The organism is Sphingopyxis sp. SCN 67-31, from assembly GCF_001725095.1.
This window is the reverse complement of the sequence record NZ_MEFH01000052.1, coordinates 23,886-42,383: the sequence shown is the minus strand read 5'-3', so window position 1 is coordinate 42,383 and position 18,498 is coordinate 23,886. Positions and strand designations below refer to the sequence as shown.

17 protein-coding genes are annotated in these 18,498 nt (G+C 69.1%); 1 reads left to right on the top strand and 16 read right to left on the bottom strand.

The features are described 5' to 3' along the window. Positions 1-336: 336 nt before the first annotated feature. From ABS88_RS07370 to argH, 11 genes are all read right to left on the bottom strand, one after another. Positions 337-1,461: a dipeptidase gene (locus tag ABS88_RS07370; RefSeq protein WP_286749530.1), complete on the bottom strand. Its 1,125-nt coding sequence runs from the start codon at positions 1,459-1,461 to the stop codon at positions 337-339. Further along, entirely contained in the window at positions 1,451-2,830 is a 1,380-nt protein-coding gene (locus ABS88_RS07365; protein WP_076076741.1) for an amidohydrolase family protein, read from the bottom strand. Before ABS88_RS07365 ends, ABS88_RS07370 begins: the two co-directional genes overlap by 11 nt. A gap of 50 nt (positions 2,831-2,880) precedes the next feature. Continuing rightward, a complete protein-coding gene (locus tag ABS88_RS07360; RefSeq protein ID WP_067110287.1) occupies positions 2,881-3,495 on the bottom strand; it encodes a GNAT family N-acetyltransferase in 615 nt (204 codons plus the stop codon). A 62-nt stretch (positions 3,496-3,557) separates the two neighbouring features. Continuing rightward, on the bottom strand, positions 3,558-5,381 hold the full coding sequence (lepA, locus tag ABS88_RS07355; protein WP_076076743.1) for a translation elongation factor 4: 1,824 nt from the start codon (positions 5,379-5,381) through the stop codon (positions 3,558-3,560). Positions 5,382-5,495: 114 nt separating this feature from the next. Beyond that, the gene (locus ABS88_RS07350; protein WP_076076746.1) at positions 5,496-6,380 is read right to left on the bottom strand and encodes a hypothetical protein; all 885 of its coding nucleotides are present in this window, start codon (positions 6,378-6,380) and stop codon (positions 5,496-5,498) included. An 80-nt stretch (positions 6,381-6,460) separates the two neighbouring features. Then, the gene (locus ABS88_RS07345; RefSeq protein ID WP_286749529.1) at positions 6,461-7,462 is read right to left on the bottom strand and encodes a hypothetical protein; all 1,002 of its coding nucleotides are present in this window, start codon (positions 7,460-7,462) and stop codon (positions 6,461-6,463) included. Between the two features lie 68 nt (positions 7,463-7,530). After that, the gene (locus tag ABS88_RS07340; protein WP_156483142.1) at positions 7,531-7,677 is read right to left on the bottom strand and encodes a hypothetical protein; all 147 of its coding nucleotides are present in this window, start codon (positions 7,675-7,677) and stop codon (positions 7,531-7,533) included. Between the two features lie 94 nt (positions 7,678-7,771). Beyond that, positions 7,772-8,539, bottom strand: a complete 768-nt coding sequence (locus ABS88_RS07335; protein WP_076076751.1) for a precorrin-2 dehydrogenase/sirohydrochlorin ferrochelatase family protein — start codon at positions 8,537-8,539, stop codon at positions 7,772-7,774. Between the two features lie 158 nt (positions 8,540-8,697). Continuing rightward, on the bottom strand, positions 8,698-9,957 hold the full coding sequence (gene lysA, locus ABS88_RS07330; RefSeq protein ID WP_067111813.1) for a diaminopimelate decarboxylase: 1,260 nt from the start codon (positions 9,955-9,957) through the stop codon (positions 8,698-8,700). A 134-nt stretch (positions 9,958-10,091) separates the two neighbouring features. Then, on the bottom strand, positions 10,092-10,355 hold the full coding sequence (locus tag ABS88_RS07325) for a hypothetical protein (RefSeq protein ID WP_067111811.1): 264 nt from the start codon (positions 10,353-10,355) through the stop codon (positions 10,092-10,094). 1 nt (position 10,356) lies between these two features. After that, positions 10,357-11,727, bottom strand: coding sequence for an argininosuccinate lyase (argH, locus tag ABS88_RS07320; RefSeq protein ID WP_067111807.1), 1,371 nt, complete (start codon positions 11,725-11,727; stop codon positions 10,357-10,359). Positions 11,728-11,785: 58 nt separating this feature from the next. Here argH and ABS88_RS07315 point away from each other — a divergent pair, with 58 nt between their 5' ends. Next, positions 11,786-12,352 carry a TlpA family protein disulfide reductase gene (locus tag ABS88_RS07315; RefSeq protein ID WP_076078106.1) on the top strand — a complete coding sequence of 189 codons (567 nt, stop codon included), beginning with the start codon at positions 11,786-11,788 and terminating at the stop codon, positions 12,350-12,352. A 237-nt stretch (positions 12,353-12,589) separates the two neighbouring features. Here ABS88_RS07315 and ABS88_RS07310 read toward each other — a convergent pair whose 3' ends face one another. The 5 genes from ABS88_RS07310 to ABS88_RS07290 are packed head-to-tail and all read right to left on the bottom strand — an operon-like array spanning position 12,590 to position 18,470. Further along, positions 12,590-13,591 (bottom strand): NAD(P)H-dependent glycerol-3-phosphate dehydrogenase, encoded by a 1,002-nt coding sequence (locus tag ABS88_RS07310; protein WP_067185864.1) that lies wholly within the window; start codon positions 13,589-13,591, stop codon positions 12,590-12,592. Positions 13,592-13,634: 43 nt separating this feature from the next. After that, positions 13,635-14,567 carry an alpha/beta fold hydrolase gene (locus ABS88_RS07305; protein ID WP_104959844.1) on the bottom strand — a complete coding sequence of 311 codons (933 nt, stop codon included), beginning with the start codon at positions 14,565-14,567 and terminating at the stop codon, positions 13,635-13,637. A gap of 36 nt (positions 14,568-14,603) precedes the next feature. Further along, positions 14,604-15,449, bottom strand: a complete 846-nt coding sequence (locus ABS88_RS07300) for an alpha/beta hydrolase (RefSeq protein ID WP_104959845.1) — start codon at positions 15,447-15,449, stop codon at positions 14,604-14,606. A 1-nt stretch (position 15,450) separates the two neighbouring features. Continuing rightward, positions 15,451-16,899: a DUF3336 domain-containing protein gene (locus tag ABS88_RS07295; protein WP_076076759.1), complete on the bottom strand. Its 1,449-nt coding sequence runs from the start codon at positions 16,897-16,899 to the stop codon at positions 15,451-15,453. Positions 16,900-16,916: 17 nt separating this feature from the next. Then, complete coding sequence (locus ABS88_RS07290) at positions 16,917-18,470, bottom strand: wax ester/triacylglycerol synthase family O-acyltransferase (RefSeq protein WP_104959846.1); 1,554 nt, start codon at positions 18,468-18,470, stop codon at positions 16,917-16,919. Between the last annotated feature and the right edge of the window lie 28 nt (positions 18,471-18,498).

The following is an 18,498-nucleotide window of genomic DNA, read 5'->3' as shown; positions in this document are numbered from 1 at the left end:
TATTTGCCATCGTTTCTCTCCCCAAGACCGCTCGTTGTTCGAACGGTTATTTTCCTATGAATTATCTATCTGATTATGATAAATCAAGCCTCTCGACGAAATTTCGGCTCGAGAGGCTTCACGGCCCCGGCGATGCGGCCGTCCTGCCCAAGGGAAAGGCAGCGCCGGCGGGCCCGGCGACGGGCCAATCAAATTCAACTCGAAGAGGTGTAATCTGCGGAATCGGTCGCGCGACGGCCGCCCGCGATTTCAGCCGCGCACCGCGAAGCGCGGTCTCGCCATTTCGTCAGTACGCTCTTTGCGATCCGTCGGATCGGACGGGAACGCCCGCGCCCGTCAACTGCCCCAGACGGTTTCCACGTGGCGCAGGAAATTGAGTCCCATGATCTTCTCGATCCGGCCGCTCGAATAGCCATGGGCCGACAGAAGGTCGATCAGCCTGAAGAACTGGCCGGGTCCGCGCAGGTCGACGACGAAGGGATAGGTGTCCGGCCGCTCGCCGGCGGCGCTGATCCCGGCGGCGCGGCGCTCGGCGATCTCCTTGGCGAGGACGGCCTGATATGCGTGGAGATCGTCGATCGCGGTCACGGTGCCGTCGGTGCCGATGCCGACATGATCCTCTCCGCAGATGTTCACCGCATGGTCGATATGCGCGACGACGTCCGCGGCGCGGGCGCGGCCCGACCGGGCGAGGAACGGCATGAAATAGATGCCGACGAAGCCGTCCCTTTCGGCGACCAGCCGCAGTTCGGCATCGGTCTTGTTGCGCGGCAGGTCGGTCACGGCGCGGCAGCCGGTGTGGTTGATCGAGATGGGGGCCGTCGACAGCCGCGCCGCCTCCAGGCAGGTGCGCTCGCCGCTGTGCGACAGGTCGACGATCATGCGCTGCGCGTTGAGCCGCTCGACGACCTCCCGTCCGAAGGGCGTCAGGCCGCGATTCTCGGGCGCCATGGCGCCGTCGCCGAGCCGGTTGGCGGGATTGTAGGTGAGCTGGAAAATGCGGACGCCCATGTCGGCGAACAGGTCGACGCGGCTCGCGTCCTCGCCGAGCATCGCGCCGTTCTGGAAGCCGTAGAGGATGCCGATCTTCCTTTCGGCCCCGGCGCGGCGGATGTCGGCGGCGCCGAAAACCTTGAGCAGATCGGCCGGGTGGCGGCGGAGCAGCGCGTCGGCTTTGGCGACGTCGCGGACGCTCGCCTCGAACGGGTCGTCGGGACCGGCGACATAGCCGAAGGTGCAGTTGATCGCGGTGACGCCCGATTCGCGCGCTTCGGCCAGCACGCGCGGCGAATAGGGATCGTCGGCGCCCTCGACATTGGGATCGGAAAGGCCGCCGAGCGCATTGACGATCAGCCGGTTCGCGCGGCCGGGCGCCGCCGCGGCGCGCACCGCGGACGGCCCCAGCGAGGCCGCCGCCAGTCCCGCCGCGCCGGCCAGCAGCGCCCGCCGGTCAATCGTCATCGCCAAGCTCCGCGGCCGTCGGGACGACATAATCGGCGCGACGGAATTCCCGGCCGCGCTTCACCGTCATCTCGATGCTCCCGATATTGCCGATGTCGGCGAGAGGATCTGCACGAAGAACGACAAGGTTCGCCAACTTCCCCACCTCGATCGACCCCATGTCGCTGTCCTGTCCCGCCGCACGCGCACCGACGAGCGTCGCCGAATGGATGACCGCGAGCGGCGGCATGCCGACGTCGTGGGCGAGGTAAAGCAATTCGGCATGGACTGCGGGCCACGGATCGCCGGCGGGGTTGACGAAATCGGTGCCGGTCGAGATCGGAATGCCCGCCCGCCACGCCTGCTGGGTCAGCGCGATCGTCCGCGCCCCGCTGCAGCGAAGCGGCTTCTTGCCCGGATCCGCCTTGCGTTCGGCCTCGAACTTGACGAACAGGCTGCCCGTCGCGTCGAGGATCGTGCCTTGCTTGCGCATCGTCCGATAGAGGCGGGCGACCACCGGATCGTCGCCCGTCGGGGCCAGCAGCGCCTCGTCGACCGGCGTGCGATCCTCATAGGCGGTGAGCATCACCGGCTGCGCCTCATAGGCCAGGTAGCAGACATGGCTGACGACATCGGCGCCCGCCTCGATCACCTGCGCCGGGCGGGCGGGAAAGATGGCGCTGTGCGCCCAGATCATCAGCTTCTGGCGGTGCGCCTCGGCGGTGATGGCGGCGACGCGCTCGGCGGACAGGTCGGCGTAGATCTTGATCGCGGTCGCCGCCGTGCCGCGTGCCAGCGCCACGGCCAGACGCAGGTCGGTCTTTGTGTCGATCGCCTGCATCCACGGCGCGGTGCCCGGCGCGAACCCCCGCGTCACCGCGAGGACGCGCGGATCGGCGAAGAAGGGCGGCCCCGCCATCAGCGCGGCATAATAGATGTCGGGCGCCGCTATCTCGCCGACCAGCGATGCGCGCGCCAGTTCGCCCACCGCGCGCAGGTCGTCCGCCATGTCGCGCACCGCGGTGACGCCGCCGTAGAGCTGGCGGCGCAGGATCGCCTCCGCCCGCGCGCGGTTCGGCGGCGTCGCCAAATGGACGTGGCTGTCGATCAGCCCCGGGATGACGAAGCGGCCCGGCAGCGGAACTGTGCGCGCCGTCCGCGCGCGCTCCCCCAGGCTACCGTGCGCGCCGATCGCGACGATCCGCTCGCCCTCGATCAATAGGTCCTGACCGGGACGCGCCGGCGCCCCGGTTCCGTCGATGATCGTTATATCGGCATAGAGTATCGCCTCGGCCGCACTCGACGGAACGGCCGCCAACAGCGAAGCCGCAAAGACAAGCGAGCGGAGGAAAGCCGGGATGGCGAACGGGCGCGGGAGCGACGCAGACATGGCGATGGCGCTAGCCCCATTGCCCGCTGTCCGCAATTGCCGGGCGCGCATCACGCCGCGCCGAGCTGGCGCAGCACGTCCTGCACCCCTGGAAAATCCCGATCCTGCCGCAGCGATTCGAGCCCCGCCGCGACGTCGAGTTCATAGTCGGCGACCCCCGCCGATTCGAGCTTGCGGCGCGCGCCCATCGCGGTGATCAGCCGGGCCGCCGCGCGGTTGTGCGACAGGATATGGATGTCGAGCGTCGTCAGCCCGGCCGCGAGACAGTCGACGAGCAGCGCCGCGGTCATCATCCGCGCCAGCCCCAGCCCGTGAAAGGCGTCGAGCACCGCGATCGAATACTCGCCGACGCGCCCGTCGCTGTGATGCCGCACCGCGTGCACCGCGCCGATCGCCGGCTCGCCCTCGCATTCGGTGCAGATGGCGCCCCAGGCGATGTGATCGTGCCCGTCGACGTCGGCGAGCCGTTCGACCACCGCGTCGGGCATCGTCGGCGCCGGCGAGAAGAAGCGCAGATAGCGCGCCTCCGCCGACAGCTTCGCGATCCCCTGCCGCAGCAGGTCGGCATCGTCGGGCGTGATCGTGCGCAGACACACCGCCGTCCCGTCGGTGAGCCGGCTGCACACGACGATATTGTCGATCGGCCTTGCCCGGGCCTGCTCCATCGCCTGTCCTTCCGTCGCTGCGGAAGCGCGAAGCTAACCCGCCGCGGCGGCGATGGCCAGCCTCAGGCGTCGTCGCCCATCCGCAGCGCGGCGATGAACGCCTCCTGCGGGATGTTGACGTTGCCATATTCGCGCATCCGCTTCTTCCCCTCCTTCTGTTTTTCGAGGAGCTTCTTCTTGCGGGTCGCGTCGCCGCCATAGCATTTGGCGGTCACGTCCTTGCGCAGCGCGGCGATGGTTTCGCGGGCGATCACCTTGCCGCCGATCGCCGCCTGGATCGGAATCTTGAACATGTGGCGCGGGATCAGGTCCTTCAGCCGCTCGCACATGCCGCGTCCGCGCGCCTCGGCACTGCCGCGATGGACGATCATCGACAGCGCGTCGACCGGCTCGTTGTTGACGAGGATGCTCATCTTGACGAGGTCGCCGGGGCGGTGGCCGATCTGGTGATAGTCGAAGCTGGCATAGCCGCGCGAAATGCTCTTCAGCCGGTCGTAGAAGTCGAACACCACCTCGTTGAGCGGCAGTTCGTAGGTGATCTGCGCGCGGCCGCCCACGTAAGTGAGGTTCTTCTGGATGCCGCGGCGGTCCTGGCACAGCTTGAGGATCGCGCCGAGATATTCGTCGGGGACGTAGATCACCGCCTCGATCCACGGCTCCTCGATCTCCTCGATCCGGTTCGGGTCGGGCATGTCGGCGGGGTTGTGCAGCTCCATCTCGGTCGGGCCGCCTTCCTTCGACCGGGTGAGCTTGAGCTTGTAGACCACCGACGGCGCGGTGGTGATCAGGTCGAGGTCATATTCGCGGGTCAGCCGCTCCTGGATGATCTCGAGGTGCAGAAGGCCGAGGAAACCGCAGCGGAAGCCGAAGCCCAGCGCGGCGCTCGTCTCCATCTCGAAGCTGAACGACGCGTCGTTGAGGCGCAGCTTCTGGATGCTTTCGCGCAGCTTCTCGAAATCGTTGGCGTCGGTGGGGAAGAGGCCGCAGAAAACGACCGGCTGCACTTCCTTGAACCCCGCCAGCGGCGCCGCGGCGGGTTTCTTCGCGTCGGTGACGGTGTCGCCGACGCGCGCCTGCGCGACGTCCTTGATCTGCGCGGTGATGAAACCGATCTCGCCGGGACCGATCTCGGTCAGGTCCTGCCGCTTCGGGGTGAAGCAGCCGACGCGGTCGATCAGGTGGGTGGTGCCCGCCTGCATGAACTTGATCTGCTGGCCCTTCCTCAGCACGCCGTCGACGACGCGGACGAGGATGACGACGCCCAGATAGGGGTCGTACCAGCTGTCGACGAGCATTGCGACCAGCGGCGCGGCGGGGTCGCCCTTCGGCGGGGGAATCTTCGCGACGATCGCCTCGAGCGCGTCCTCGATGCCGATCCCCGATTTGGCGCTGGCGAGCACCGCGTCGTCGGCGGGCAGCCCGATGATGTCCTCGATCTCCGCCTTCACCTTGTCGACGTCGGCGGCGGGCAGGTCGATCTTGTTGATGACCGGGACGATCTCGTGATCATGCTCGATCGACTGGTAGACGTTGGCGAGCGTCTGCGCCTCCACCCCCTGCGCCGCATCGACGACGAGCAGCGCGCCCTCGCAGGCGGCGAGCGACCGCGACACCTCATAGGCGAAATCGACGTGGCCCGGCGTGTCCATCAGGTTGAGCTGATAGGTTTCGCCGTCGTGGGCCTTGTACGACAGGCGCACGGTCTGCGCCTTGATGGTGATGCCGCGTTCCTTCTCGATGTCCATATTGTCGAGCACCTGCGCCGACATCTCGCGCTCGGTGAGGCCGCCGGTGAACTGGATCAGCCGGTCGGCGAGCGTCGACTTGCCATGGTCGATGTGCGCGATGATCGAGAAGTTGCGGATATGCGAAAGGGGCGTTGTCATGGCGCCGCCCGTTAGCAGGGGTTGAGGGCGCTGTCAGCAGGCGTGACGGCGGGAGGCCGGCATAGCAGGGTAATATAGGAAAGGCGGCTTTTACGGGCCGTCGTCCGGCGGGGATCATCCGGCCAGCCAGCGCGCGCAATCGTCACGCACCCGCGCGTCCTTATCGCGCAGTCCGCGTTCGAGCACCGCCGCCCTGCCCCCGCCCTCCTTCACCGCCGCCAGTGCGGCGAGCGCGGTGGCGCGGACGCGGGGGACGGGGTGTGCGGCGGCGAAATGGTCGGCGATGTCCTTGCCCTCGTCGGTCAGGTGGACCGCGCAGCGCAGCAGCATCTCCGCCGCGGTAATCGTCGGGCGGCGGGCGATGGTGCCGCTTTCGAGATCGACGATATACTGGTCGCGCCACGGAACGGCTTCGCCCTCGTCCATGATGTTGAGGCTGACCGACAGCCGTTCGGGCGGGAGCTGGCTGTGGATGTCGCGGTGGGCGCGGTAGAGCATCATCGTGCCTTCGCTCAGGCTGCTGCGCTCGACGAAGCGCAGGTTCAGCGGCTCACCAAGGCGGCCGTCGACGGCCTCCGCGTCATAATCATAATAGTCGCTGATATAGCCCGGCCCCCAATAGCCGACAGTCAGGAACGAGAAATTATGGTCGTGCGGCAGGCCGTAGGCGAAGGCGGCGGCGCCGCTGGCGGCATAGGCGGCGTCGCGCTCGGCCGGCCACATGTTGGCGCGGATGAAATAGCCGCAGCGGCTGCGATGGAGCAGGAAGACCTGCGCCGAATAGCGGTTCGCCTCGAGTTGGTCGCGGTAGCTCGCCTTGAGTTCGGCGACCACGCGATCGGCAAGGAAATCGCGGTTGTTCGCCAAACCCGCGAGAAGCACCGCGCAGCGGGCGAGGCTGTCCTCGTCACCGAGATCGACGCCGGCCTCGTCGAGGCGCGCCGCCACCTCCTCCAGATCATATTCGGGCGCGGCGGGCGGGACGATCGGGCGCGGCATGATATTCTCCTGCTCGCCTCCCGCTTCCGGGAGGAGTTGGGGCTGGGCTTTCCGCGGCGCACCGACCCACCCCGCTGCGGCTAGCGAACAAGTTCGCGAGCCTCGCTGCCCCTCCCGCTTGCGGGAGGGGATGGATAGAGTGCCAGCGTCGCGGCGGCAGCGGCACGGACCTCCGGGTGCGGGTCGGCGGCGGCCATGCGCGCGAGCGGCGCGCGCGGGGCGTCGGGGTCGAGCGCGATCAGTTCGCGCATCGCGTTCCAGCGCGCGGCGAAATCCTCGCTGGCGGCTTCGGCGGCGAAGAGCGGCGCGGCGTCGGTGCGGTGCATCGCACGAAGCAGCGCGAGCGCCATCTGGCGAAAGCTGCTGTCGCGGCGCGAGGCGGAGACATGAGCGAGCCGGCCGCTCGCGACGTCATAGGCGCGGATCGGCAGGGGCGACGGCGGCTGGATCGCAAGCTGGAGCATCAGCACGTCACCGCTGCCGCCGCTGAGGCCGAAGGTCTCGCGCGCCGAATCGAGCCGGATCGTCTCCCCCGCGCGCAACGGCCGCGGGTCGGTGCTACGGCAAGGACTCGCTCCGGCGGCGGTGAAGGCGCCCGCTTCCTCTGCGGCGCTGACCGCGACGCGGTGGAAGCGGAGCATCGCGCCGCCGTCCGCGAGGATGCGCGTCACCGAACGGCCGGGGACGAACAGCGCGGTCGGCGCCCCTTCGTGCGCGGCGGCATCGAAGGGGCGGAGCAGCAGCGTCAGCCGGATCGCGCCCGCTTCGGCGAGCAGCAGCCCGCCGAGCGCGCCGCCGCCGACCGGGCGCAGCGGCGGGCGCGCGAAAGCGTCGGCGGCAAGCAGGCCCAGCGCCTCGCCGAGGCGCGCGCGCAGCCAGTCGATGTCGGCAAGCCACGGGGCCAGCGCCGCGATCGCGGCTTCGGGCGTCGCTGCCTCCTGCGCCCGCATCGCCGCGAGCAGGCCGTCCGGGGCGAGGTCGCCCGCGCGCCACGCCGCGTCGAGTGCGCTCGCGGCGGCGTGGCGGCGCCGGCGGCGCGCTTCGTCGCGGCGCGGGAAATGATCGTGCCGCGAGCGCGGCATCGTGCCGTGGTCCATGCGGAAAGGGCGCGCGGCGGCGCGGGAAAGACGGCGCCGCCGCGCGCAGGCGCTCAGTCGTAGATGATCAGGACGACGGTGACGGTGACTTCGAACACCGACGATCCGGGCGTCGATTGCATCGGCGCCAGCGATCCGAACAGCCCGACGGCGGTGTCGAGCAGCGGGATGCTGTCGATGTCGATGGCCTCTACCCCCATATGTCCCTCCCTGTTGCAGGCGGCGCGTCTGCCGCACGACAAGGCTTAGGAAACCGGGCCGCGGGAGCCAGTTAACTTATTTTAAGGTAGCGTTTTACGGCGCCGCGGCGATCCACAGCGACAGGCCCGGCGGCGGCGCGGCAGGCGGCGCGTCGGCGGGGTGGCGCACGGCATCGGCGCGCGCGCGGTCGAGGATGGCGGACGGAACCGCCGGGTCGTGAAAGACATGGTCGGCCTCGCCCAGCAGGCGCGCCGCGCGCAGCGTCAGCTCGTCGGGATCGGCGCCGGTCAGGCGAATGGTTTCGAGCCGCGGCGCAGCGGCGGCCTGCGGCACCGCGAGCCACGCCTCGACCCGATCCGCCGCATCGGCATCGAGCGGGTCGAGCGCGCCGCCCGGCGCCAGCGCGGCGTCGATCGCGCGGCGGCGGTCGGCGGCGGCGGGCCAGCGCGCCTTCATCGCGCCGCGCGCGGCGTGGAGCGCAGCCGCGAGCGCGCCAAGACGCGCGGGGAGCAGCGCCTCGATACGCTGGCGCACCGCCTTGGCGAGACCCGCCGAAGCGCCGCCGGTGCCGACCGCGATGGTGACCGGCGCGCGGTCGACGATCGCGGGGGTGGTGAAGTCGCACAGATCGGGACGGTCGACGACATTGACGAGCAGGCCGCGGGCGCGAAGGTCGGCGGCAACAGTTTCGGCGCCTTCTTCGAGCGCAACGAAAGCGATCGTCGCGCCCGCTTCCCAAGCCGGGACGACCCGACCCCCGGCGCGCGCGATCAGCCGCGCCTTGGCATCGGCCGCCTCGCCTTCCCCGACCAGCACGACCGTGCGGCCGGAAAGGTTCAGGAAGATGGGGAGCTGGCGCATGGGGGACTATCTAGCAAATCCTCCCCCGCAGGGGGAGGGGGACCACCGAAGGTGGTGGAGGGGCAGGTGCGACCAAATATTTCCTCTCGACAGCAAGGCAGACCGCCTGTGCCCCTCCACCATGCTGCGCATGATCCCCCTCCCCGTTTCGGGGAGGATCAGTCGATCCAGTCCGGCACGCGCTCGGCGGCCATGATCGTCCCTGCGGCGATGCGGTCGGCGACGACGATGTAGCGGTCGCCGTCCACCAGCACCTCGGGCACGAGGCTGCGGCTGTTGTAGGTCGAGGCCATCGTCGCGCCATAGGCGCCGGCGGTGCGGAAGACGGCGAGGTCGCCCGCCTCCACCGCGTCGACCAACCGGTCGCGCGCGAAGGTGTCGCCGGTCTCGCACACCGGGCCGACGATCGACGCGGTCATCTTGTCCCCGGTCGGCTTCACCGCGACGAAATCATGATACGCATCGTAGAGCGCCGGGCGTGCAAGGTCGTTCATCGCGGCATCGACGATCACGAAGGGATTGGTCGCGCCGGGCTTGACCCACAGCACCTCGGTCAGCAGCACGCCGGTGTTGCCCGCAATCACGCGGCCGGGCTCGAACAGCAGGGTGACGTCCCAGTCCTTGGTTACGCGCGCGACCATCGCGCCATATTCGGCCGGGCTCGGCGGATTGTCGTCGGGGCGATAGGGCACGCCGAGACCGCCGCCGAGGTCGACGTGGGTGATGCTGTGCCCCGCCGCGCGCAGGTCGGCAACAAGGCGGCCGGCGCGCTCGAACGCCGCTTCGAGCGGGTCGAGGCTGGTGAGCTGGCTGCCGATGTGGAGCGCGATACCGCGCATCTGAAGCCCCGGAAGGCCCGCGAGTCGGCCGAATATCTCCGGCGCGACGTCGATGCCGACGCCGAACTTGTTCTCGGCCTTGCCGGTCGAAATCTTGGCGTGGGTGCCGGCGTCGACGTCGGGGTTGACGCGCAGCACCGCGCGCGCGGTCATTTCCTTCGCCAGCGCGATCTGGGCCAGCGCGACGCCTTCGGCTTCATGCTCGATGTTGAACTGGCCGATCCCGCGGTCGAGCCCGAGCGCCAGCTCGGCGCGCGTCTTGCCGACGCCCGAAAAGACGATGTCCTCCGCCGCCATGCCCGCGGCGATCGCGCGTTCGAGCTCGCCGCCCGACACGACGTCGGCGCCATAGCCCTGCCGCGCGAGGACGCGCAGCACGCCGAGGTTGGGGTTGCACTTGATCGCGAAGGCGATGTGCTTCTTCGGCACGTCCTTCAACGCGTCGCGGAACACCTGCGCATGGCGCTCGAGCGTCGCGCGCGAATAGACATAGACGGGGGTGCCGATCTCCTCGGCGATGCGCGGCAGGGGAATGTCCTCGGCGTGGAGGACGCCGTCACGATATTGAAAATGGTCCATCTGGAAGATCCTTGGGTAGCTTCCCTTCCCCGTTCGCATCGAGCGAAGTCGAGATGCCCCCGACGAACGGCCCGAGGCCGATGGGTGTCTCGACTTCGCTCGACACGAACGGACTGCAAGGGAAGATTCTGAACTCAGCCCGGGGGCGGAAGGTCGAAATCGTCGGGTTCGCGTTGTTCGGAGCGTTTGAGAAGTTCGTCGCTGCGCGCGGGTTTGGCCTGCGCGTCAGGCGTCGTCAGCTCCTGCGTGGTGGGCGCCCGCGTCGCCCCGACCGGCAGGGCGGCGGGCGGCTGGCCGGCGACCGGCTTCAAATCTTCCTTCTTGCCGCACGCGCCAAGCGCCGCGGCAAGCGCGACGCCGGCCAGTGCGGCCGCGATGATGGAACGCTGTGCCGTCATCCTAATCCTCCAGCGCGGCGCGGGCGGCCGCGACGGCTTCTCTTACCCGCTCGGGCGCGGTGCCGCCATAGCTGGCGCGGCTGGCGACCGACGCCTCGACGGTGAGCGCAGCGAGCGCCGCCGGGGTCACCGCGGCATGGATCGTCGCCGCTTCGTCGGCCGGCAACGCCGAAAGCTCAACGCCGAGCTCCTCGGATCGTTTCACGCAGGCGCCAACGATATGGTGCGCTTCGCGGAACGGCACCCCCGCCTCGCGCACCAGCCAGTCGGCGAGGTCGGTCGCGGTCGAGAAGCCCGAGGCGGCGAGCGCGCGCATCCGGTCGGTGCGGAAGGCGAGCGTTTCGACCATGCCGGTCATCGCCGCAAGCGACAGCGCGAGCGCGTCGAAGGCGCCGAACACCGTCTCCTTGTCGTCCTGAAGGTCCTTCGAATAGGTGAGCGGCAGCCCCTTGACGATCACCGCGAGCCGCTGGAAGGCGCCGAGCAGCATCCCGGCGCGGCCGCGCACCAGTTCGGCGGCGTCGGGGTTGCGCTTTTGCGGCATGATCGAACTGCCGGTCGACCAGGCGTCGGGCAAGGACACGAAGCCGAAGGGCTGGCTCGCCCAGATCACCACCTCCTCCGCAAGGCGCGACAGGTGGATCGCGGCGATCGAGGCGGCGGCGCAATATTCGAGCGCGAAGTCGCGGTCGGACACCGCGTCGATGCTGTTCGCCATCGGCCGATCGAAGCCGAGCGCGGCTGCGGTGGCATGGCGATCGACCGGGAAGCCGGTGCCCGCGAGCGCGGCGGCGCCGAGCGGCGATTCGTTGAGCCGCGCGCGCGCGTCGGCAAAACGGCCCCGGTCGCGGCCGAACATCGCGACATAGGCGAGCAGATGGTGGCCGAGCGTCACCGGCTGCGCGACCTGCAAATGGGTGAAGCCGGGCATGATGCTGTCGGCATGCTCGTCGGCGCGGGCGAGCAGCGCGGCCTGAAGCGCCTTCAGTCCCGCGTCGATACGGTCGCAGGCGGTACGGACCCACAGGCGGAAATCGGTCGCGACCTGATCGTTGCGCGAGCGCGCGGTGTGGAGGCGCCCTGCGGGCTCGCCGACCAGCTCCTTCAGCCGCGATTCGACGGTCATGTGGATATCCTCGAGCGCGAGGTCGACCGGCACGCCGCCCGCCGCGAATTCCCCGGCGATCTGGGCGAGCCCGGCGTCGATCGTCGCGGCGTCGGCGGCGGCGATGATCCCCTGCGCGCCCAGCATCGCGGCGTGCGCACGGCTCGCGGCGATGTCTTCTTCCCACAAGCGTTTGTCGACGGGGATCGAAGCGTTTATCTCTTGCATGACCGCGGCGGGTCCGCCACCGAAGCGGCCACCCCACATGCTGCTCTTATCGGGAGAATCCGCCATTCGCCGCGTCCCAGATCCGAAAACCGTGCTGATCGCCCTGCTGCTCGCGGGGGCGGTCGCGGGCTGCGATAGGGAAAAGCCCGGCGCGGAGCAAGCGGCGACGCCGCAAGCAAATGTTTCGGCAGGCGAAGCGGCGGCGGGCGCCGCGCACTTCGTGCATCAGGTCGATCGCGGCCAGGCGGGCAAGGCGGCGCCGACCGCGACCTTCCGCGGTCCCGACGACGCGCCGGTGACGCTGGCGGCGTTCCGCGGGCGTCCGCTGCTCGTCAACCTGTGGGCGACGTGGTGTGCGCCGTGCGTCGCCGAGATGCCGACGCTCGACGCGCTGGCCGCGGAGCGCGGCGACCGGCTGGCCGTAATCGCGGTCGCGCAAGACCTGCAGGGCGCAGAGATCGTCGCCCCCTGGTTCCAGAAGGCGAAGCTGAACGCACTGCAACCCTATGTCGACCCGCAGAACGGCCTGCTCGACGCGGCGGGCAGCGCGCTGCCGACCTCGATCCTCTATGACGCGCAGGGGCGCGAGCTGTGGCGGGTGATCGGCGCGATCGACTGGCAGGGCCAGGAAGCGAAGGCGCTGCTGGCCGAGGGCGGGGTGTGAAACGGGATCATCCGGGTTTGAATAAGCCGGGCGCTCCCGCGTAGGCGGGAGCCCAGGGCGGATGAAGCCAAGGCCGGCGCCATGCCGCTCTGGGTCCCCGCCTGCGCGGGGACACACCTTCCACGGATTAGACCGATTTGCGTCATTGCGAGCGAAGCGAAGCAATCCGGGGGAGGGGGGCACCGCGCACTCTGGATTGCCGCGCGGCTTCGCCGCTCGCAGGTGACGAAAAGCCCGTCAGCCCGGATGCGCCTCGTCGCCGACGGTCGATTTCAGCAGGCCGCGGAACACCTCCATCGCGGTCCGCCGACCCTGCGTCACGTCGGACACGTCGCGCGCGATCGGCATTGCGATGCCGTGGCGGTCGGCGAGCGCCATGACGGTCGGCGCGCTCTTCACACCCTCTGCGACCATGTGCATGTCGGCGATGATCGCGTCGATCGGCCGCCCCTTGCCCAGTTCGACGCCGACATGGCGGTTGCGCGACAGCGGGCTGGTGCAGGTGGCGATCAGGTCGCCCATGCCGGTGAGGCCGGCGAAGGTTTCCGCCCGCCCGCCGATCGCGACACCCAGCCGCGTGATCTCCGCCAGCCCGCGCGTCATCAGCCCGGCGCGGGTATTGTCGCCCGCCCCCAGCCCGTCGCCCATGCCGACCGCGATCGCGACGATATTCTTGAGCACCCCGCCCAGTTCGCAGCCCAGCAGGTCGGTGTTGGTGTAGACGCGGAACAGACCCGAATGGAAAACGGGCTGGAGCGCGCGGACGACGATCTCGTCCGCCATCGACAGGACGCTCGCCGCCGCCTGCCCGCTCATGATCTCGCGCGCCAGATTGGGACCGGTGAGGACGCCGACCGGGTGACCGGGCAGCACCTCCTCGATCAGCTCGGTCATCCGCTTGCCCGACGCGAGTTCGAGCCCCTTGGTCAGGCTGATCACCGGCACCCACGGGCGCAAATGCCGGCGCGCCTCCTCCAGCACCGCGCGGAAGCTGTGCGAGGGAACGCCCATCACCAGCACGTCGGCGCCCGCCACCGCCTCGCCCAGATCGGCGGTGGCGCGGAGCGCCGGGGGCAGCTTGATGCCGGGAAGATATTTGCGATTCTCGCGATCGCGGTTGATGCCGTCGACCGTTTCGGCGTCGCGCGCCCACAGGGTGATCGGCGCGTTGCGCGACACCAGCGACGCGACCGTCGTCCCCCAGCTTCCCCCGCCGAGCAGCCCCACCTTCAGGCGCATGTGCCTCTCCCCTCCCCTGTTCGGGAAGAGAGTGGCGCGCGTTTCAGGGCTTGGCAAGAAACTCCCGCATCACCGCGGCGGTCGCCTTGGGATCCTCGACCATCGGGACATGACCGACATGCTCGAAGACATGGCTGCGGCTGCCCGCGATGCCGCGTTCGAGTTCGGCGACGCAGCTCACGTCGATCAGCCGGTCGTGGCGGCCCCAGATGATGAGCGTCGGCACCTTCACCTCGCCGAGGCGGTCGTTGAGCGGATGGTCGCGCATCTCGGTCGCGATCACCCAGAAGGCGGCGTCGAGCTGGTCGCGGTAGCGGAGCGCGTCGGCGTAGAGGACAGGCTTGAGCCGCCGGGGGATATGGGGCGGCTTGTGGACGACCATCGCCACCAGCCGGTCGGCGTCCTCCAGACTGGCGAGAACGAGCGGGTTGTAATCTTCGTTCGCGGCCTGTTTCTGAAGGTCGCTCTCGTTCGTGCCGTTGACCCCGGCATTGTCGAGCAGGATCAGGCTGGCGAGCGCGTCGGGATAGTCGAGCGCATAGCGCAGCGCGATCCACCCGCCCATGCTGTTGCCCGCGATATGCGGTCGCTCCAGGCCCAGCGCATCGGCGAAGGCCTTCAACCGCGCGGTCTGCGCCGCGATGTCGTAGGCGAGCGCCGGGTTGCGCTCATTCTCTCCGAAGCCCGGCAGGTCGGGCGCGACGACATGATAGTCGCGCGTCAGATAGGGCGCGAGGAACGACCAATTGTCCTTGTCCCCCGAAAAGCCGTGGACGAGCAGCAGCGTCGGCTTCGCCGGGTCGCCCCCCTCCAGATAGGGCCAGGCACGGCCCTCGACGGTGACGCTTTTCTGCACCGTGCCGCCGCGGCGTCGCAGCAGCCAGCGGCCGAGCGCGACGAGGCGGCCGGGAAAGAGGAAATAGAGCAGCGCCAGCGCGATCAGCGGTGCGAAGACGAGGATGAGAAGGATTTTCATGGCGTCTCCTTGGCCCCTGCCGGGCGGGGAAAGGGCTTATCGAGCCCCCACATGCGCGTCGAACCAGCCGATCAACTCGTCGAGCACCGCGTCGCGTTCGGGCTCGTTATAGATTTCGTGGAACAGGCCGGGATAGATTTTCAGCAGCTTGTCCGCCGACGACACATGATCGAACAGATAGCGCGAGCCTTCGGGTGCGGCGAGGCTGTCGGCGTCGCCGTGCTGGAACAGGATCGGCAGCGCGATCCGGGCGGCGCCCGCCTGCGCGGCCGCCATCGCGTCCATCAGTTCCTTGCCGAGCCGCGCGCCGATCTTGCCGGTGTAGACGAGCGGATCGGCGAGATAGGCGGCCACCACCACCGGATCGCGGCTGACGCCGTTCGCGTCGAGCGCCAGCACGCCGAGGCGCGGAAAGAAACGCGACAGGAAGCGGCTGAGCGCGACCGTGACGCGCGACGGCGGCGCGGCGGGCATGATCGCGGGGCCGGAGAGCGCGGCGGCGGCGAACGCGTCCTGCCGCTCGATCAGGAACAGCGTCGCGATCAGCCCGCCCATGCTGTGGCCGAGGAGCAGGCGCGGCACGCCCGGATGCTCTGCCTCGACGCGCGCCAGCAGTTCGGTCATGCCGTCGAGATAGGCGGAGAAGCGCGGCACGAAACCGCCCTCGCCGTCCGACCGGCCGTGGCCCCAGTGATCGACGGCCTCGACCGCATAGCCGGCGGCGTTCAGCCGCCGCGCGACATGCTCGTAACGTCCCGCATGCTCGGCATAGCCGTGGGCGAGCAGCACGACCGCCTTCGGCGGTGCGGCGGGCAGCCAGTCGGTGACGTGCAGCCGGGCGCCCGCCGCCGCGGACGCCGCCGGCAGCGTCACCGCCGCCATGTCAGCGCACCGGCTGCTTGAGCGCCGAGGCGCGATGGCCGGGACCGTCGTCGCCGCTCTTGTCGATCCGCGCGAGGATCGCATCGAGCGCGCGGCTGATCGCGGTCTGGGTGCGCACCATCTCGATCTTCGGCCAGGCGGCGCGCTGGCCGGTGTCGATCAGTTCGTCGATCTCTGCCTGGTCGAGGTCGCTCAATATCTTGGTCGGCGACCAGAATTTGGGCGGGCGGATGATGTTGATGTCGCCGGTATATTCCTGATTGATCACCGAACGCGCCATGTTGGCGAGGCTGTTGAGCGGCGGCAGCAGTTCGAGCGGCTTCTGGAAGATCACCATATTGGCGTTGAGCCACGCCTTGAAGGTCATCATCGACGCGTGCTGGATCGCCTCGATCGGCGCCATCTGCTTGCGCGTGTCGGTCGCAAAGGGCAGCGCGAGCGGGTTCGCCTGGCTGACGATATGGTGGTTGACGCCATAGAGGCGTTCGAGCCGCTTGGTCGGAATATCGTGCGTCACCGACCCGTCGACCCAGCGCCGGTCGGGCTGATAGGGCACGCGCTCGCCCCGGTCGTCGCGCGCCATCAGCGTCACCGGCGGAAACACCCCCGGCACCGCGCACGAGGCGAGCACCGCCTCGCGGATCAGCACGTTGGGCGCGGTGATCGCGTTGAGCAGGCGGCCGTTCTGATGTTTCTCGGCCGGCGCGACCGAGACGTTGAGGTGACGGCCGCTGATCTCGAACGCCTGCTGGAAGGTCAGGTCGGGGATCAGTGCGGCGAGCCGGTCGCGCACCTCGTCGGCGGCCAGCCGGCGCAGTTCGGGGTCGCGGTCGGGGTTGGCGAGGCTGTCGCCTTCCAGGAAGGGCCCGATCTCCGCATCCTTGCGCGTGCAGATGATCGCGGCGACGATCGAGCCGCCGCTCGACCCGGCGAGGATGTTCGGCAGCACGCCCTCCGACCACAGCGCGCGCACGACGCCGACGTGGAAATAGAGGAAGGCGCCCGACCCCGACAGCAGCAGCGCCGAGCGGCCGTAGCAATGCTGAGCGCGGCGGAAGAAATCGCGCTTTTCGTCGCGCGGGATCGCGCGCGAGGCGGCGATCCGGTCGAGCGCGGACACGACAGCGGCGATATAATCCTCGATCAGCCGCTTCGTGCCGAAGCGCGATTTCTGATAGAGGCGTTCGTGCCCCATGCCGTCGATGTTGCCGTGGATGCCCTCGTTGAGGACGAAGAGCAGCCCTTTTACGTCGTTCGCCGCCGACAGCGCCTGCAGCCTTTCGAGCCGGGCGCGGATCGCGCGATAGTCGAAATTGCCGCTTTCGTCGGCGTTGCGCCACGCCAGCGCCCCCGACTTGCGGTCATGCTCCTGCGCGGCCTGCGACCATTGGCGATAATCGGCGGCGGTCGCGAGGTCACGGTCGGCACTGAGCGTCGGGGTAAAGAGCATATCTGGTCCTGCGTCGGCTATTTCTTGCGAGTCTTGCCGGTCGCGTTGCCTTTGGCAACCGATTTCGCCCGGCCTTTCGCGGGGGCCTTGGCCTTTGCCCTGGGCCGCGCCGGCGCCTTCGGCCTTGCCGTAGCGGCCTTCGGCTTCTCCGCCGCGGGCTCCGCCGCCATCAGTTCGGCGAAGCTGTCGTCGATGCATTGGCGGAAGAAGGCGATGTCGGGCAGAATCGCGCGTTCGGAGATGATCGAGAAGGCGATGCGGCCGTTGTAGCTCGGCGTCGCGATGAACAGCCCCATGTTGTTGGCGAGCGGCGCGAGGCCGTGCTGCTGCACGAGCTGCGCCCCGGCGAGATAGAGCGGCACCTGCGCGCCGGGGACGTTCGAGATGAACAGGTTGGTGCCGCGCACCGCGAAGCGCTCGCTGGTCACGATGCGCGCGACCGCCGCCATCGTCGCGCCGGGGATATGCTGCGACAGGTCGGTCATCAGTCGCGCGCTGACCCCGGCCTTCGCCTCCTTCGCCTCAACCGTATAGTCGCGGATCGCGGCGAGCCGTTCGAGCGGATCGGCGATGTCGGTTCGCACCGGAACGCTCATCGCCGAAACCTGGTTGCCCGGGGTCGAGGCCTTTCCCGCCGCCTTCTCCTTGCCGCGCAGGTTGATCGGCGCGACCGCGACGAGGCTTTCCTTCGGCAGTTCGCCGTGCCGGTCCAGATATTTGCGAAGCGCGCCGCCGACGGTCGCGATGACGACGTCGTTGACCGTCGCGCCGGGCACCTTGCGGCGCACCGCCCCGACATCGGCGAGCGCGACGGTGGTGCCGTCGAACATCTTGTGCGGGCCGACCGCGACGTTGAAGCGCGTTTCGGGGACGCCCGCGGCCATCCCGCCCTCGCTGATCGACTTGCGCGCCGAGGCCATGATCGCCGGTGACATCTTCATCAGCGCGTTCATGAACTTGACCGGCGATTGCAGCGATGCCGCCCACGCGCGCGCCGCCGCCTCCGCCCCCGACGGCGCCTGGCCGAGGTCCTCGACCGGCGGCGGCTCGGCGATCGCGGGGGTGCCCTTCGCGTCGATGTCGCTCATCGCGATGAAGGCGTGGGCGCCCGATGCGCCGTCGACCGCGGCATGATGGACGCGGTGCAGCATCGCGAAGCTGCCCTTCGGGATGCCGGGGATGCGGTCGAGCCCCTCGATCACGTAGATGTCCCAGAGCGGCCGGTTCATGTCCATCGGCTTCGAATGATAGCGCGCGACCGCGATGCAGAACTGGCGCCAGTCGCCGGGCTCGGGCAGGCGTGCGTGGCTGATGTGCGCTTCTATGTCGAAGTGCTCATCCTCGACCCAATAGGGATGGTCGAGGTCGAAGGGCAGCCGGTGCAGCCGGCGCTTGAACAGCGGCGAGGTGTCGACGCGGGATTCGACGTGGCGGATGATGTCCTTGAATCGCACGAAGCCGCCCGGCGCGGTCGAGGGGTCGTAGATATAGACCCCCATGATATGCGTCAGATTGTTCGCGGTCTGCGTGTAGAGGAACTGGGCGTCCTGCGCGCTGAGTTGCTTAAGCATCACTTCCTCCTAAACCATCGTCATTGCG

Bases quoted from the DNA above. Each gene is read 5' to 3' on its own strand.
- lysA (WP_067111813.1), bottom strand. From the start codon at position 9,957: ATGGACCATTTTCAATATCGTGACGGCGTCCTCCACGCCGAGGACATT.
- ABS88_RS07370 (WP_286749530.1), bottom strand. From the start codon at position 1,461: ATGACGATTGACCGGCGGGCGCTGCTGGCCGGCGCGGCGGGACTGGCG.
- ABS88_RS07305 (WP_104959844.1), bottom strand. From the start codon at position 14,567: ATGAAAATCCTTCTCATCCTCGTCTTCGCACCGCTGATCGCGCTGGCG.
- ABS88_RS07310 (WP_067185864.1), bottom strand. From the start codon at position 13,591: ATGCGCCTGAAGGTGGGGCTGCTCGGCGGGGGAAGCTGGGGGACGACG.
- ABS88_RS07300 (WP_104959845.1), bottom strand. From the start codon at position 15,449: ATGGCGGCGGTGACGCTGCCGGCGGCGTCCGCGGCGGCGGGCGCCCGG.
- ABS88_RS07290 (WP_104959846.1), bottom strand. From the start codon at position 18,470: ATGCTTAAGCAACTCAGCGCGCAGGACGCCCAGTTCCTCTACACGCAG.
- ABS88_RS07295 (WP_076076759.1), bottom strand. From the start codon at position 16,899: ATGCTCTTTACCCCGACGCTCAGTGCCGACCGTGACCTCGCGACCGCC.
- ABS88_RS07360 (WP_067110287.1), bottom strand. From the start codon at position 3,495: ATGGAGCAGGCCCGGGCAAGGCCGATCGACAATATCGTCGTGTGCAGC.
- ABS88_RS07340 (WP_156483142.1), bottom strand. From the start codon at position 7,677: ATGGGGGTAGAGGCCATCGACATCGACAGCATCCCGCTGCTCGACACC.
- ABS88_RS07365 (WP_076076741.1), bottom strand. From the start codon at position 2,830: ATGTCTGCGTCGCTCCCGCGCCCGTTCGCCATCCCGGCTTTCCTCCGC.
- argH (WP_067111807.1), bottom strand. From the start codon at position 11,727: ATGTGGGGTGGCCGCTTCGGTGGCGGACCCGCCGCGGTCATGCAAGAG.
- ABS88_RS07345 (WP_286749529.1), bottom strand. From the start codon at position 7,462: ATGCCGCGCTCGCGGCACGATCATTTCCCGCGCCGCGACGAAGCGCGC.
- lepA (WP_076076743.1), bottom strand. From the start codon at position 5,381: ATGACAACGCCCCTTTCGCATATCCGCAACTTCTCGATCATCGCGCAC.
- ABS88_RS07350 (WP_076076746.1), bottom strand. From the start codon at position 6,380: ATGCCGCGCCCGATCGTCCCGCCCGCCGCGCCCGAATATGATCTGGAG.
- ABS88_RS07335 (WP_076076751.1), bottom strand. From the start codon at position 8,539: ATGCGCCAGCTCCCCATCTTCCTGAACCTTTCCGGCCGCACGGTCGTG.
- ABS88_RS07325 (WP_067111811.1), bottom strand. From the start codon at position 10,355: ATGACGGCACAGCGTTCCATCATCGCGGCCGCACTGGCCGGCGTCGCG.